We start from the raw sequence: 15390 nt of genomic DNA, 5'->3' as shown, positions 1-15390 counted from the left end.
TCTGCCGCCTAGGATCGGGGCGTACCCCGAGAATGAGGAGGCAACGTGGCCGAACAAGCCGACGTCGTATTCGTTGATGGAGTCCGGACACCGTTCGGACGAGCCGGCGAAAAGGGCATGTATTGGAACACCCGGGCTGACGACCTGATCGTCAAGGCGATCATCGGACTGCTCGAACGTCATCCCGGGCTGCCGCTCGACCGCATCGACGAGGTCGCCATCGCGGCGACGACCCAGCAGGGCGACCAGGGGCTCACGCTCGGCCGCACCGCCGCGCTGCTCGCCGGCCTCCCGAAGTCCGTCCCCGGATTCGCGATCGACCGCATGTGCGCCGGAGCGATGACCTCGGTCACGACGCTCGGCAGCGGCATCGCATTCGGTGCCTACGACCTCGTCCTCGCCGGTGGCGTCGAGCACATGGGGCGTCACCCCATGGGGCTGGACGCCGACCCGAACCCGCGGTTCCTCGCCGAGCGCCTCGTCAGTGAGGACGCGCTGAACATGGGCAAGACGGCCGAGCGCATCCACGACCGGTTCCCGCAGCTCACGAAGGAACGCTCCGACCGCTTCGGCATGCGTAGTCAGCAGAAGGTCGCGGCCGCCTACGAAGCCGGACGGATCCAGCCCGACCTCGTCCCGGTCGCGCTCCGGAGCGACAGCGGATGGGGACTCGCCACCGGCGACGAAGGGCTCCGTCCCGAGACCACGATGGAGGGGCTCGCCGGACTGAAGACGCCGTTCCGGCCCCACGGCCGTGTCACCGCAGGCAACGCCTCGCCGCTGACCGACGGCGCCACGGTGAGTCTGCTCGCCAGTGCCTCGACGGCGAAGGAACTCGGCCTCACGCCGAAGATGCGCCTCGTCAGCTTCGCGTTCGCGGGCGTCGAGCCCGAGATCATGGGCATCGGTCCCGTGCCGTCCACGGAGAAGGCGCTGCGGAAGGCCGGTCTGTCGATCGAGGACATCGGTCTGTTCGAACTGAACGAGGCGTTCGCCGTCCAGGTGCTCTCCTTCCTCGACCACTTCGGCATCGACGACGACGACCCGCGGGTGAACCCGTGGGGTGGCGCGATCGCGGTCGGGCACCCGCTCGCGGCATCCGGCGTCCGCCTCATTATCCAGCTCGCGGCGCAGTTCGCCGAGCACCCCGAAGTGCGCTACGGCCTCACGGCGATGTGTGTCGGCCTCGGCCAGGGCGGCACCGTGATCTGGGAGAACCCGTACTTCACCGGCAAGAAGGGACGCAAGTAGATGACCGACTACACGACCATCGACTTCTCGGAGCTCGTCGCGATCAGCGGCGACGACGAGGTCGTGACGCGCTCCTTCGTGAAGGACGTCACCGTGGCGAGCGGACGCACGATCGCGCTCATCACCCTCGATAACGGACGCGACCACACGAGGCCGAACACGCTCGGCCCGGTCACGCTGCTCGAGCTCGACGGCGTCCTCGAGGCGCAACGGACCCGTGCCGCATCCGGCGAGATCGACGGCGTCGCCATCACGGGCAAGCCGTTCATCCTGGCGGCCGGCGCCGATCTGAGCAAGGTCGGCGACATCCCGTCCCGTGAGGTCGCGACCAAGCTCGCGCAGCTCGGCCACCACGTCTTCGGCAAGCTCGAGGACCTCGGCGTACCGACCTTCGTCTTCATCAACGGACTCGCGCTCGGTGGCGGACTCGAGATCGGCCTCAATGCGAACTACCGGACCGTCGACGCCTCGGCGCCCGCGATCGCGCTCCCCGAGGTGTTCCTCGGACTCATCCCGGGCTGGGGCGGCGCCTACCTGCTCCCGAACCTGATCGGCATCGAGAACGCACTCAACGTCGTCATCTCGAACCCGCTCAAGAACAACCGGATGCTCAAGGCGCAGGACGCGCTCGCCTACGGCATCGCGGACGTCATGTTCCCGTCCGCCAACTTCCTCGAGGACTCCTTGCGGTGGGCCGACGGGGTGCTCGGTGGCACGGTGACCGTGCAGCGCAAGAACGTGCCGGGCAAGGTGGAGCGGACGATCAAGTGGCCGCTCGCCATCAGCACCGCCCGCAAGATGCTCGAGAGTAAGATCGGCACGGTCGCGAAGTCGCCCTACGCGGCCCTCGACCTGCTCGAGGCCGCCCGCAGCGGCACGAAGGCACAGGGGTTCGAGCGAGAGGACCGGGCGCTGTCCGAGCTCATCGTCGGCGACCAGTTCCAGGCGAGCATGTACGCGTTCGACCTCGTGCAGAAGCGCGCCAAGCGCCCGGCAGGAGCGCCCGACAAGCAGCTCGCCCGGCGTGTCACGAAGGTCGGCATCATCGGTGCCGGGCTCATGGCGAGCCAGTTCGCGCTGCTCTTCCTCCGGCGACTCCAGGTGCCGGTGGTCCTCACCGACCTCGACCAGGGCCACGTCGACGCCGGCGTCGCCCGGATCCACGGCGAGATCGACACCCTCCGTGGGAAGGGGCGCATCTCCCCCGACGAGTCGAACCGCCTGAAGGCGCTCCTGTCCGGCACCACGGACAAGGCCGACTTCGCGGCCTGCGACTGGGTCATCGAGGCCGTCTTCGAAGAGGTCGGCGTCAAGCAGAGCGTGTTCGCCGAGGTCGAGCAGTACGTCTCGGAGCAGGCGGTCCTCGCAACGAACACCTCCTCGCTCTCCGTCGAGGAGATCGGGGCGAAGCTCGCGCACCCCGAGCGGCTCGTCGGCTTCCACTTCTTCAACCCGGTCGCCGTCATGCCGTTGCTCGAGGTCGTCCGCACACCCCAGACGGACGACGAGACGCTCGCGACGGCCTTCGCCACCGCGGCGAAGCTGAAGAAGAGCGCCATCCTCACCGCCGACGCTCCCGGCTTCATCGTCAACCGACTCCTGGCGAAGGTCATGGGTGAGGCGGCGCACGCCCTGGACGCCGGCACCCCGCTGCTGACGGTCGAACGTGCCTTCGCGCCCATCGGCCTGCCGATGACGCCCTTCCAGCTCATCGACCTCGTCGGTTGGAAGGTCGCCGCGCACGTGCAGGACACGATGGTCGGGAAGTTCCCCGACCGGTTCTTCGCGTCGGAGAACCTCCACCGGCTCGCCGGCCTGGACTCGGTCGTCGAGAAGGACAAGGGCGGCAAGGTGACCGGCTTCACGAAGCAGGCCCAGAAGGTGCTCGTCACGGGCGACAGCCCGCTCAGCGAGGACGAGATCCTGCGACGGGTCGAGGACGGCCTCGCGTCGGAGATCAAGCTCATGTTGGACGAGGGCGTCGTCTCAGCCGCCCAGGACATCGACCTCGGGCTCATCCTCGGTGCGGGTTGGCCGTTCCAGGACGGCGGAGCGACGCCGTACCTGGACCGCGTAGGTGCGAGCGAGCGTGCCTTCGGCGACACCTTCCACCACCCGCCCATCCGGGGCGTCCAGGCGTAGTCCGCGCGGTGTCGCGAGAGCGGGGTGTCCTCCACCATCGGTGGACGGCACCCCGCTCTCATGATTGAGCCTCGAGCGACGCCGGCCCTCAGCGCCTGCCGGAGCTCAGCGGTTGACGGTGCTCATGTCCGGATACCGGTCGCCGGCAGGGAGACGGAGTGCGTCGAGTCGAGCGAGCGCGTCGGCCGACAGGGAGAGCTCGTCGGCGCCGAGGTTCTCCTCGAGGTACGGGATCCGCTTCGTGCCGGGGATCGGCGCGATGTCGTCACCCTGGGCCAGCAACCAGGCGAGCGCCACCTGGGCCGGTGTCGCATCGAGCGACGCGGCGATCCGGTCGACCTCTTCGACAATCGCGATGTTCGCAGCGAGGTTGTCCCCCGTGAAGCGCGGGTTGGCGCGACGGAAGTCGGTCTCGTCGAGCACGTCGAGCGATCGGATCGTACCGGTGAGGAACCCGCGACCGAGCGGCGAGTACGGGACGAAGCCGATGCCCAACTCACGGACGGTCGGCAGGATCTCCGCCTCGGGGTCGCGGCTCCAGAGCGAGTACTCCGTCTGCAGAGCCGTGATCGGGTGCACGGCGTGTGCACGCCGGATCGTGTCCGGAGCCGCCTCCGACAGACCGATGTACCGGATCTTGCCCTCGGTGACGAGCTCCGAGAGTGCGCCCACCGTCTCCTCGATGGGAACACCCGGATCCACGCGGTGGAGGTAGTAGAGGTCCACGACGTCGGTCCCGAGCCGGCGCAGCGATCCCTCGATCGATAGGCGCACGTTCGCGGCGCTGCCATCTGCGCCGAACTGTCCGTCACTGGAATTGCGGATCGTCCCGAACTTGGTCGCGAGGGTAACCTCGTCCCTGCGTGACCCGAGTGCAGCGCCGAGCAGTTCCTCGTTGAGGTAGGGACCGTACATCTCAGCGGTGTCGAAGAAGGTGACGCCGAGGTCCAGGGCGCGGTGGATCGTCGCGGTGGATGCCGCATCGTCGAGGGCGGCACCGGTGTAGAACGCCGACATCCCCATGCAGCCGAGGCCGATCCGGGCGATGTCTGGTCCGGCTGTGCCGAGTGTGATGTGCTTCATCGTGTTGCCACCTGTTCTGTGTAGAGTTCGATCTTGCGATCGATGACCTCCAGCGACTGCTGCATCTCCTCGAGGCGGGCCAGGAACGAGATCCGATGCCGCAGCAGCAGCTCGAGCCTCGCCTCGGCGGTGTCGTCACCGCGCTGAGCCAACACCGTGTACTCGCGGAGCGTCGCGATCGGCATGCCCGTCGATCGGAGCCTCGTCAGGAACACGACCCAGGACACGTCGCCCTCGCTGTAGCGGCGGTGCGTCGATGAGCTGCGGCCGATCGGACGTGGCATGAGCCCTGCGCGCTCGTAGTACCGGAGCGTGTGGACGCTCAGTCCGGTCTGTTCGGCGACGTCGGAGATGGCGTAGCCCTCGTGGAGAGTGGTCATGTCCACACGATACGACTTCGAGTGCACTCGAAGTCAAGCGCGCCACAGCCCGCGGTCAGGCGCCGTGCGGCCTCGTCGTGCTCCGCTCCGAAGACGTGTCCTGCTCGACGCGGTCGTCAGGCAGTGGGCGGGCCACGGGGATCCGGCTGCCGAGGACCTGTGCCACGACGTCGCGGGCGATCTGCTGCGCCGTGAGGCCCGCATCCTCGAGGATCTGCTCGCGGGACGCGTGGTCGATGAACTCGTCCGGCACGCCGAGCTCGTCCACGGCCGTGTCGACGCCGGCCTCGCGGAGGGTCTGCCTGATGCGGGTGCCGATACCTCCGACGCGGATGCCGTCCTCGATGGTGATCACGAGCCGGTGCGCCGCGGCGAGCTCGACGAGCGATTCGGCGACGGGGACCACCCAGCGGGGGTCGACGACGGTCGCGCCGATGCCCTGCTGGGCGAGTCGGTCCGCCACGTCGATCGCGATGGGCGCCATCGGGCCGACGGCGACGATGAGGACGTCCGGCTGCTCGGTCGTCCGGAGGACGTCGACACCGTCGTGGAGACGCTCGACGGCCGGGAGCTCGGCGGGGGCGCTGCCCTTCGGGAACCGGATGACGGTCGGGGCGTCGTCGATCGACACGGCTTCGCGCAGTTCCTCGCGCAGCCGCTCGCCATCACGCGGTGCCGCGATCCGGATACCCGGGACGACCTGCAGGATCGCGAGGTCCCAGATGCCGTGGTGGCTCGGTCCGTCGGGGCCGGTCACTCCGGCGCGGTCGAGGACGACCGTGACCCCCGCACGGTGCAGCGCGACGTCCATGAGCAGTTGGTCGAAGGCACGGTTCACGAACGTCGCGTACACGGCCACCACCGGGTGCAGTCCACCGAAGGCGAGCCCGGCCGCCGAGGTGAAGGCGTGCTGCTCGGCGATACCGACGTCGTGCACGCGCTCGGGGAAGCGTTCGGCGAAGGCGTGGAGCCCGACCGGTCGCAGCATGGCGGCCGTGATGGCCACGACGCGGTCGTCGGCCTCGGCCACCGCGAGCATCTCCTCGCTGAACACGGCCGTCCAGGACGGGCGGGCGGCCGCCCCGACGGGCTCCCCGGTCTCGGGGTCGATCACCCCGACGGCATGGAACTGATCGGCGTCGTCGTCCCGTGCCGGCTGGAACCCACGACCCTTCTCGGTGATCGCGTGGACGATCACCGGTGCGCCGTAGTGCTTCGCCTGGGTCAGGGCCTCCTCCATCGCGTGGATGTCGTGTCCGTCGACCGGCCCGATGTACTCGATGTCGAGGTTGGAGTAGAGCGCCTCGTTGTTCGTGAGGCGGGACAGGAACCCGTGGGCACCTCCGCGGACGCCCCGATAGAGCGCGCGTCCCGGACCGCCGAGGAGGTTGAAGGCCCGCTGGCTGCGCTCGCGCAGATCGCGATAGCTCCGGCGGGTCCGCACACCGCTCAGGAACCGCGCCATACCGCCGATGGTCGGCGCGTAGGACCGGCCGTTGTCGTTGACGATGATGACGAGCCGGCGGGTGTTGTCGTCGCTGATGTTGTTGAGCGCCTCCCAGGTCATGCCGCCCGTCAGCGCGCCGTCGCCGACGACCGCCACCACATGGCGCTCGTCCTGCCCGGTCATCTGGAAGGCGCGGGAGATACCGTCCGCCCAGCTGAGCGAGCTCGAGGCGTGCGAGCTCTCGACGATGTCGTGCTCGGATTCGGAACGCTGCGGGTAGCCGGCGAGACCGCCGCGGGTCCGGAGTCCGGAGAACTCCTGACGGCCGGTCAGGAGTTTGTGGACGTAGGACTGGTGACCGGTGTCGAACACCATCGGGTCCGTCGGGGAGTCGAACACCCGGTGCATCGCGATCGTGAGCTCGACGACGCCGAGGTTCGGACCGAGGTGTCCGCCGGTCTTCGAGACGTTCGCGATGAGGAAGGCGCGGATGTCACCGGCGAGTTCGACGAGTTCCGCCTCGGAGAGGCCGTCGAGGTCCCGGGGTCCGTTCACCTGATCGAGCACTGTCACGCTGTCGTCCCTCCACCGTGGGCCGACCGATCGCTCGGAGCCCGTCTTTCGAGTGTACGCGTCGTGGGCGGGGTGGGCGGCGAACGCCGCAGGCCGGCCCTGACGGTTGCTGTCGGGACCGGCCTGGTGGTAGAGCCTCGTCGTCAGACGAGACTGCGGAGCACGTACTGCAGGATGCCGCCGTTGCGGTAGTAGTCGGCTTCACCTGGCGTGTCGATGCGGACGACCGCGTCGAACTCGACCGGCTCCTTGCCGGGGGCCGAGTGCTCGCTCGGGACGGCGCTCACGCGGACCGTCTTCGGCGTGGTGCCGTTGTTGAGCTCCTCGAGACCGGCGATCGACACGATCTCCGTGCCGTCGAGTCCGAGGGAGGCCCAGCTCTCGCCTTCCGGGAACTGCAGCGGGACGACGCCCATGCCGATGAGGTTCGAGCGGTGGATGCGCTCGAAGCTCTCGGTGATGACCGCCTTGACACCGAGGAGGCTCGTGCCCTTGGCCGCCCAGTCTCGAGAGGAACCGGAGCCGTACTCCTTGCCACCGAAGATGACGAGGGGCGTGCCCTCGGCCTGGTAGTTCTGCGACGCGTCGTAGATGAAGGACTGCGGTGCATCGGGCTGCGTGAAGTCGCGGGTGTAGCCGCCCTCCACGCCGTCGAGCAGCTGGTTCTTCAGGCGGATGTTCGCGAACGTGCCGCGGATCATGACCTCGTGGTTGCCGCGGCGCGAGCCGTAGGAGTTGTAGTCCTTACGACCGACGCCGTGCTCCTCGAGGTACCGGCCTGCGGGCGAGTCGGCCTTGATGTTGCCGGCCGGGCTGATGTGGTCGGTCGTGACCGAGTCGCCGAGCTTCGCGAGGACGCGGGCACCGACGATGTCGGAGACGGGGGTCGTCTCCATGGTCATGCCGTCGAAGTACGGGGGCTTCCGCACGTACGTCGACTCCTCGTCCCACTCGAAGGTCGAGCCCTCGGGGGTCTGGAGCGAACGCCAGCGCTCGTCGCCGTCGAAGACGCCGCTGTACTCGTGGTCGAACATCTCCTTGTTGATGGAGGTGTCGATCGTGTCCTGGACCTCTGCCGCGTCGGGCCAGATGTCCTTCAGGAAGATGTCGTTGCCGTCGGCGTCGACACCCAGGGCGTCGACCTCGAAGTCGAAGTTCATCGACCCCGCGAGGGCGTAGGCGATGACGAGCGGCGGGCTCGCCAGGTAGTTCATCTTGACGTCCGGGTTGATCCGGCCCTCGAAGTTGCGGTTGCCCGAGAGGACGGCGGTGACGGCGAGGTCGTTGTCCTGGACGGCGGTCGAGATCTCGTCGAGCAGCGGACCGGAGTTGCCGATGCAGGTCGTGCAGCCGTAGCCGACCGTGTAGAAGCCGAGGTCCTCGAGGTACTCGGTGAGACCGGCCTTCGCGTAGTAGTCGGTGACGACCTTGGAACCCGGAGCGAGCGTGGTCTTGACCCACGGCTTCGCCTTCAGGCCCTTCTTGCTGGCGTTCCGGGCCAGGAGGCCTGCGGCCAGCATGACCGACGGGTTCGAGGTGTTGGTGCACGAGGTGATCGCGGCGATCGCGACGGCACCGTGGTCGAGGGTGAAGTCGACCCCGTTCTCCTCGAGGGTGACCTGGGTCGGCTTCGAGAGGGACGCCGGAGCGTGGCTGCGGTGCGTGTGGTGGTGGTGGTTGTTCTCGTCCTCGTCCTGCGGCGTGGTGCCGGCCGGGTCGGAGGCGGGGAAGGAACCGGCGCCGACGAGGTCGACGATGTCGTGCTCGACCGTGGCGTAGTCGACGAGGTCGCGCTCGAACTGAGCCTTCGCGTCCGTCAGCTCGATGCGGTCCTGCGGACGCTTCGGGCCGGCGATCGACGGGACGACGGTGGCGAGGTCGAGTTCGAGGTACTCGCTGAAGACCGGCTCCTGGTCGGCGTCGTGCCACAGCTTCTGGGTCTTGGCGTAGGCCTCGACCAGCGCGATCTGCTCGTCGCTGCGACCGGTGAGGCGCAGGTAGTCGAGCGTGACGTCGTCGATCGGGAACATGGCGGCCGTCGAGCCGAACTCGGGGCTCATGTTGCCGATGGTGGCGCGGTTCGCGAGCGGCACCTCGGCGACGCCTGCTCCGTAGAACTCGACGAACTTGCCGACGACGCCGTGCTTGCGGAGCATCTGGGTGATGGTGAGGACGACGTCCGTCGCGGTGACGCCCGTCGGGATGGAGCCGTTCAGCTTGAAGCCGACGACCTTCGGGATGAGCATCGACACGGGCTGGCCGAGCATGGCAGCCTCAGCCTCGATACCGCCGACGCCCCAGCCGAGCACGCCCAGGCCGTTGACCATGGTCGTGTGCGAGTCGGTGCCGACACAGGTGTCGGGGTAGGCGCGCAGGACGCCGCCGACCTCGCGCGTCATGGTGACGCGGGCGAGGTACTCGATGTTGACCTGGTGCACGATGCCGGTTCCCGGCGGGACGACCTTGAAGTCGTCGAACGCCGTCTGGCCCCAGCGGAGGAACTGGTACCGCTCGCCGTTCCGCTCGTACTCGAGCTCGACGTTGCGCTCGAGCGCGTTCTCACTGCCGAAGAGATCGGCGATGACCGAGTGGTCGATGACCATCTCGGCCGGGGCGAGCGGGTTGATCTTGTCGGCGGAGCCGCCGAGTGCCTCGACCGCTTCGCGCATGGTGGCGAGGTCGACGATGCACGGCACGCCGGTGAAGTCCTGCATGACGACGCGAGCCGGGGTGAACTGGATCTCGGTGTCGGGGTCCGCGGTCGGAACCCAGTCGCCGATCGCGCGGATGTGCGCCTCGGTGATGTTGGCACCGTCCTCGGTGCGCAGCAGGTTCTCGAGGAGCACCTTGAGGCTGAACGGCAGCTTCTCGTGACCCTCCACCGTGTCGATGCGATAGATCTCGTAGTCGGTCGTCCCGACAGTCAGGGTGTCTTTCGCCCCGAAGCTGTTCACGGTGGACATATCGTCTTCTCCTTCGTTGGCGGCGGCGAGTGCTCACTCACGTGCGTTCCGACCAATCTTGCTGCTGGCGGGTGCTCCGCGGCTAGCAAGGCTTGCCTAACTACAGGCTGGGGCGCGTCGTGTCATCTCGGCATCGCTCATCTATCTTGATGTCGAGACAATTCTAGCATCGAGGATCGGGTCCTCCCGACATGACGAGAGCCCGGCCCGAGACACGCTGACGCGTCGGGCCGGGCTCTCGGCGGATCACTCGGTGGATGCCTGCGGCGCCTTCGGGAACACGGCGCGGACGACGAGCCAGCTGAGGACGAGCAGTGGCGCGTAGAGCGGGATGCCCATGAGGAGCCGGAGTGTGCCGAGGAGTTCGACGTTCCCACTGAAGTAGAGGGGCAGCTGCACGAGGAGTCGTGCGGCGAACATGGCAACCCACACCAGCGTCAGCCACCGCATGGCGCGTCGTTGTCCGGGGTGGGAGCGCCAGCTCGTGCCGCTGCCCATGAGGTAGCCGGCCACGAGTCCGACGACGGGCCATCCGACGAGCACCGAGACGAGGAGGGCCACGGCATAGGCGCCGTTGGTCCAGAACCCGACGACGTAGAAGTCCTCAGCGCGCCCGGACAGCAGAGCCAGAGCCGCTGAGAGTGCGATGCCGAGGAGGCCGCCGACGGCCTGCGTGACCGGCTGCCGTTGCACGAGGCGTGCCACGGAGAAGAGGACCCCGAGGGCGACCGGAGCGATGATCGACGGGAGCAGGTCGAGGGTCAGCGTGTAGACGACGAGGAACAGGAGTCCGGGCAGGATCGCCTCGACGATGCCGCGCACGCCGCCCATGGCGAGCAGCAGTGCCTTGCCGGTGGGGGCGTCGCCCTCGGCTATCGCGCCCAGACCGGACTTGCGTGCGGCGGCACCGAACGCCGCGGACATCGATTCACCGAGCCGCTGCCGATCCGCATCACCCGTGGCATCAGGGGAACCCGACGCGTCACGGCGCTCGACCGGGTCGACTCCGCGGGGCTCCGGTTCTCGTGCGTCCGTCATCGACTACGCGCTCGTGGCCGTCGGCATACGCAGCGGGATGAGGTCGCGTGGCGGCATGGGCGAGTTGCCCCGGACGACGACGAGGCTGCGGAAGAGGTCGTCCACGAGCGCGGCGGCGTCCGGCTTCGACGCACCCTCCCCCGCGACGACGCCACGGAGGAACCAGCGCGGACCGTCGACGCCGATGAAGCGTGCCAGGTGGGTCGCATCGGTGCCTGCGGCGCCACCGGTCGGCACCTCGGCGACGAGCTCCGGGCCGAACTCGCCCTCGCGCTCGGTCACGGTGCCACCCTGCTGGGCGATCTGCTCGGCGATCTGCGAGCGGGTCTCGTTCCACAGACCGGTCGACCGCGGGGCGGCGAACGGCTGGACCTGCAGGGTGGAACCGGCGTAGTCGAGGCCGACCGCGACGACGCGCTTCGTCGCCTCCTCCACCTCGAGGCGGAGGTTCAGCCCTTCCCGAGGCAGCACCTTGACGCCACCGAGGTCGATGTAGGGACGGACGGGGTTCGCCTCGCTCTCGTCGAACGGGCCGGCGGTCTCACGGTCCTCAGGTGCGGACTTCGCGTCGTCGGGCAGCTCCGCGTCGAGGTCGAGGTCTGGGAGGTCTTCGAGTTCGCTCATGCGAGGGTTCCTGTCTGCGCGGCACCGTCGGTGCTGATGGTTGGGTCGGTGGCGGCCGGTGTCGTGGAGAGCGAGCCGACGCCGGTCGAACCGAAGCCTCCGGCTCCTCGTGCACTGCCTGGCAATCGCTCCACCGGGATGAAGTTGGCGCGGGACACCGGCATCACGATGAGCTGGGCGATGCGGTCGCCCGGCTCGACGGTGAAGGAGGCGTGACGGTCGGTGTTGAGGAGCGTGACCTTGATCTCGCCGCGATACCCGGCGTCGACCGTGCCCGGCGAGTTGACGACGGTGATGCCGTGTTTCGCCGCGAGACCGCTTCGTGGGACGACGAACGCGGCATGGCCGTCGGGCAGGGCGATCGAGACGCCGGTGCCGACGAGGGCGCGCTCACCCGGTTCGAGCACGACGTGCTCGGCGGACACGAGATCCGCACCCGCATCGCCGGGGTGTGCATAGCCGGGCAGATCCGGCGCGATAATGAGTACGTCAACGCTTTCGGTCACGAATCGAGGGTAGTGCAGTTCTCTGAGACAAGGCAGACATGCAGCCGTACCGTGAAACCCTCTGGCCCAGCCCCTGGGTCATCATCGCCCTCGCCCTCGTGGTGCCGGCGACCATGCTCGTCCTCGCGCCCGTTTCGCTCGCGGCGGGGATCGTCGGGGCGGTGGTGCTGTACGGCGGGTGCCTTGCGCTGGCGTTCGGGACGGCGCCGAGGATCCAGGTCTCCGAGTCGAGCCTGTCGGTCGGGAAGGCGTCGATCCCGCTCGGGTTCATCGGTGAGGTCGTGGTGTACACCGGGACCGACGCGACCGCTCAGCTCCGCACCAAGCTCGATGCACGCGCCTGGCTCATGATCCGCGGGTGGGTGCACAGCCTCGTGAAGGTGGAGATCGTCGACCCCGCCGACCCGACGCCGTACTGGCTGCTGTCGTCCCGTCGGCCGCAGGCCCTGGCGGATGCGATCGCCGCGGCACGCACGCACGCCTGAGGCGGCCACCGCTCGAAGCCGCAACGACAGAACCCCTCCGGATCGTGATCCGGAGGGGTTCTGTGTGCCGCTCGCGCGGCGGTGCTGTCAGGCTGCGCACTCCGCGCAGATCGGGCCGAACTTACCCTCGTGGTCGAGCTGCGAGCGGTGCTTCACGAGGAAGCACTCCATGCAGGTGAACTCGTCCGCCTGGGGCGGGAGCACGACGACGTCGAGGTCGAGGTCGGAGAGGTCGGATCCACCCAGGTTGTAGTCACCCGGGTTGTCAGCGTCTTCGGAGTCGACGACTCCGGACAGCTTGTCTGGAACGCGCTCCTTCAGGGCCTCGATCGACTCGGAATCGTCGTCGGTCTTGCGGGGAGCGTCGTAATCAGTTGCCATGCCTATCCACTTCTCGATGCCGTCGGAACAAAATCGGCGGGCACAGTTTGCATCAGTTCCGCATGAATTGCAAACCGTGTTCGGGAGGGTGTGCGGAACCTTCCCGTGCAACTGACGGCACGCCCGGCGTATTCCCCGAATACGCCCGTGATCCGTGAGAACGTGGGTCAATCACGTGGCACGCTGAGAGGCATTCATCATGCAGGAATTGAAGGTAGTCGGAGCGGAGCTCGGCGCTCTGATCGTTGCAGATCGGAACGAGGAGGAATACCGCCTCATCGTCGACGATTCGTTCCACGTCCACCTGCGGCGGGCGAAGCCGGCCGGTGCGCCGATCGGTGGGAACACCAAGATCTCTCCGAGGGAAGTGCAGGCGCACATCCGCAGCGGGCTTTCCGCCGAGGACGTCGCAGCGGTCACCGGTGCCTCACTGGAGTACGTGCAGCGGTTCGAGGGTCCGGTGATGGCGGAGCGCGAGCACATCGTCGGCACCGCCCTCGGCGTCGCCGTCCTGCCGACGACCGACACGTCGGCCGACGACATCGAGGCCACCTTCGGGAACGTCATCCGGGCTCGACTCGAGAAGCTCGGCGCGACCGACGAACGGTGGACGAGCTGGAAGGAACCCGAGGGCGGCTGGATCGTCAAGCTGTCCTTCACGGCCGACCAGGTCGACCACGACGCCCGCTGGGCGTTCGAGCCGAAGAAGCTCGCCCTCACGCCCATCGGCAGTGAGGCCACGACCCTCTCGCGTCAGGGCGACCTGCCGGCCGCGCTGATCCCCCGCTTGCGTGCGGTCGACACCGACGACTCCCCCGACACCTCACGCTTCGACAGCGGCGCGTTCTCCCTGGACCGCGTGTCGACGCCGCAGACCGAGACCGACCGTCCCGCCGAGACGCGTCCGATCGAGCCGTTGCCGTTCGCGGCCGACACGGGCTTCGGCCGTGCACCGTCCTCGAAGGCTGCGACGCAGGCCGCGATCAACCGTGAGGCGTCGAGCCCCGAGCAGCACAACCAGACCGCGGACCTGTTGGAGGCGCTCCGCAAGCGCCGTGGCGAGCGGGAGGCCGCTCCCAGCGAACCCGAACCTGCCGAGCGCCCCAGTGCGCCGCACGCCGTCCCGGATCAGCAGACGCCGCTGGCGGTGTTCGACACCGGTGAGTTCGAGGCGGCGCAGCAACGACGCGCGGGCGATTCCGAGTCCTCCGATGGCGGCACGCCGTCCGGGGCCAAGGCGCGCCGCGGCCGGGCGTCGATGCCGTCCTGGGACGAGATCGTGTTCGGTGCGAAGTCCGACGACGACCCGGTCTGATCGGTCAGGGCTTCAGGGCTTCAGGGCTCGTAACGACCGAGGCCGAGGAGCGGTATCCGGCGTTCGTCGTCGGTGAGCGATCCGTGCTGTCCGATCATGCCCCTCGCGCTCTGATCGGCGGGACGTGAATCGTAGTAGGCGATGCGCTTCCGGGCGGCGACGATGACGTCGCCGATCCGTGGCAGCACCTCAGGGTCGACCTCGCCGTACCAGCCGTGGTCGATTGCCTGCTCGCGTGTCGCGATCCAGGCGCGGCCTCCCTCTTCGGCTCGCCAGGCCTCAGCCAGGCGCTCCCGATCCGCTGGGCCTGCATCGGTGTCGAGATAGAGGTGAAGGCATCGCGGCTCGCCGCCGATGTGGCGGACACCGGCGACCAGCTCGGGGACCTGGTCGAAGAGCACGTGCTGGTGCTGTGCAACGTCGATCACCCCGTGGTCGGCGGTGATGAGCGCGCCGGTCGACGCGGGCAAACGTGACGACCACCGCTTGAGATCGCCGTCGAGCTCCTCGAGGAGCGCCGTCCAGCGGCCCGACTCCCACCCGTACTCGTGCGCCGCCTGATCGAGCTCGGGGACGTACACGTAGCTGAGTGTGGGGCCGGCGGTCGTGGACGCGATCTCTCGGGCCGCGTCGAGGCGGTCCGCCATCGAGCGTCCGGCCCGGTAGTCCGCCCCTCGGAGCACGGCTCGGGTGAAGCCCGAATTGCGGTATCGCTCCTGACCGATCACCGTCGTGGTGACGCCCTCGGCTCTCGCTCGCTCGAACACGGTCGGGAGGCGCTGCCAGGTCTCGGGCACCATGCCGGCGTCCCAGCCGCTGAGTTGGTTCACGACCCGGTCCCCCGTCACGTCCCGTGCTCGGTAGCTGACGAGGCCGTGCCGGCCCGGCAACGAGCCGGTGGTCAGCGTCGCGATCCCGGCCGCGGTCGTCGACGGGAACGCCGACGTCGTGGTGGAGCGCGGACCGAGGCGCGGCGCGAGGAACCGAGCGTGGGCGGCTGCTCCACGGAGGTTCGCGGCGCCGAGGCCGTCGACGAGGACGACGACGGCATGGTCGGCCCGGGGCAGCGATCCACCGCCCACCGTCAGGGATGCGAGGCAATCCGGGAGGACACCGGCAAGGCTGCGTGACTCCGGATCGACCGTCGGTAGCATGGTGGTCATCGGGCTCAGTCTCGCACACCGCGCTGACGACCACGCCCC

At 68.5% G+C, this 15390-nt stretch carries 13 protein-coding genes; 4 read left to right on the top strand and 9 right to left on the bottom strand.

Features of this window, described 5'->3' with window-relative positions:
- Nucleotides 1-45 precede the first annotated feature (45 nt).
- Nucleotides 46-1251 (top strand): thiolase family protein, encoded by a 1206-nt coding sequence (locus IFT89_RS04110; protein WP_202938314.1) that lies wholly within the window; start codon nt 46-48, stop codon nt 1249-1251.
- Entirely contained in the window at nt 1252-3393 is a 2142-nt protein-coding gene (locus tag IFT89_RS04105; RefSeq protein WP_202938313.1) for a 3-hydroxyacyl-CoA dehydrogenase NAD-binding domain-containing protein, read from the top strand.
- 105 nt (nt 3394-3498) lie between these two features.
- Here IFT89_RS04105 and IFT89_RS04100 read toward each other — a convergent pair whose 3' ends face one another.
- The 7 genes from IFT89_RS04100 to dut all read right to left on the bottom strand — a co-directional run bounded on the left by IFT89_RS04100 (nt 3499) and on the right by dut (nt 12007).
- On the bottom strand, nt 3499-4476 hold the full coding sequence (locus tag IFT89_RS04100; RefSeq protein ID WP_124769310.1) for an aldo/keto reductase: 978 nt from the start codon (nt 4474-4476) through the stop codon (nt 3499-3501).
- Nucleotides 4473-4856, bottom strand: coding sequence for a MerR family transcriptional regulator (locus tag IFT89_RS04095; protein ID WP_191941081.1), 384 nt, complete (start codon nt 4854-4856; stop codon nt 4473-4475). Before IFT89_RS04095 ends, IFT89_RS04100 begins: the two co-directional genes overlap by 4 nt.
- A 55-nt stretch (nt 4857-4911) precedes the next feature.
- The gene (gene dxs, locus IFT89_RS04090) at nt 4912-6876 is read right to left on the bottom strand and encodes a 1-deoxy-D-xylulose-5-phosphate synthase (protein WP_202938312.1); all 1965 of its coding nucleotides are present in this window, start codon (nt 6874-6876) and stop codon (nt 4912-4914) included.
- 143 nt (nt 6877-7019) lie between these two features.
- Nucleotides 7020-9839 (bottom strand): aconitate hydratase, encoded by a 2820-nt coding sequence (locus tag IFT89_RS04085; protein ID WP_202938311.1) that lies wholly within the window; start codon nt 9837-9839, stop codon nt 7020-7022.
- Nucleotides 9840-10085: 246 nt separating this feature from the next.
- Nucleotides 10086-10877: a DUF3159 domain-containing protein gene (locus IFT89_RS04080; RefSeq protein WP_244650587.1), complete on the bottom strand. Its 792-nt coding sequence runs from the start codon at nt 10875-10877 to the stop codon at nt 10086-10088.
- 3 nt (nt 10878-10880) lie between these two features.
- On the bottom strand, nt 10881-11501 hold the full coding sequence (locus tag IFT89_RS04075) for a DUF3710 domain-containing protein (protein WP_086473327.1): 621 nt from the start codon (nt 11499-11501) through the stop codon (nt 10881-10883).
- Complete coding sequence (dut, locus tag IFT89_RS04070) at nt 11498-12007, bottom strand: dUTP diphosphatase (protein ID WP_137241710.1); 510 nt, start codon at nt 12005-12007, stop codon at nt 11498-11500. The genes IFT89_RS04075 and dut overlap by 4 nt, the downstream gene beginning before the upstream one ends.
- 38 nt (nt 12008-12045) lie before the next feature.
- Between dut and IFT89_RS04065 the strand changes: the two genes are divergently transcribed.
- Nucleotides 12046-12492: a DUF3093 domain-containing protein gene (locus IFT89_RS04065; protein ID WP_079705884.1), complete on the top strand. Its 447-nt coding sequence runs from the start codon at nt 12046-12048 to the stop codon at nt 12490-12492.
- 87 nt (nt 12493-12579) lie between these two features.
- Here the strand turns inward: IFT89_RS04065 and IFT89_RS04060 are convergent, their stop codons facing one another.
- On the bottom strand, nt 12580-12873 hold the full coding sequence (locus IFT89_RS04060) for a DUF4193 domain-containing protein (RefSeq protein WP_056005937.1): 294 nt from the start codon (nt 12871-12873) through the stop codon (nt 12580-12582).
- 199 nt (nt 12874-13072) lie between these two features.
- Between IFT89_RS04060 and sepH the strand changes: the two genes are divergently transcribed.
- Nucleotides 13073-14188 (top strand): septation protein SepH, encoded by a 1116-nt coding sequence (sepH, locus tag IFT89_RS04055; RefSeq protein WP_137241711.1) that lies wholly within the window; start codon nt 13073-13075, stop codon nt 14186-14188.
- A 20-nt stretch (nt 14189-14208) separates the two neighbouring features.
- On the opposite strand, the gene IFT89_RS04050 is transcribed toward sepH, so the two are convergent.
- Entirely contained in the window at nt 14209-15351 is a 1143-nt protein-coding gene (locus tag IFT89_RS04050) for an alkaline phosphatase family protein (RefSeq protein WP_244650586.1), read from the bottom strand.
- Between the last annotated feature and the right edge of the window lie 39 nt (nt 15352-15390).

The organism is Plantibacter sp. CFBP 13570, assembly GCF_014841395.1.
GTDB lineage: Bacteria > Actinomycetota > Actinomycetes > Actinomycetales > Microbacteriaceae > Plantibacter > Plantibacter auratus.
The sequence above is the reverse complement of the archived record's forward strand: the minus strand, read 5'-3'. Positions and strand labels throughout refer to the sequence as shown.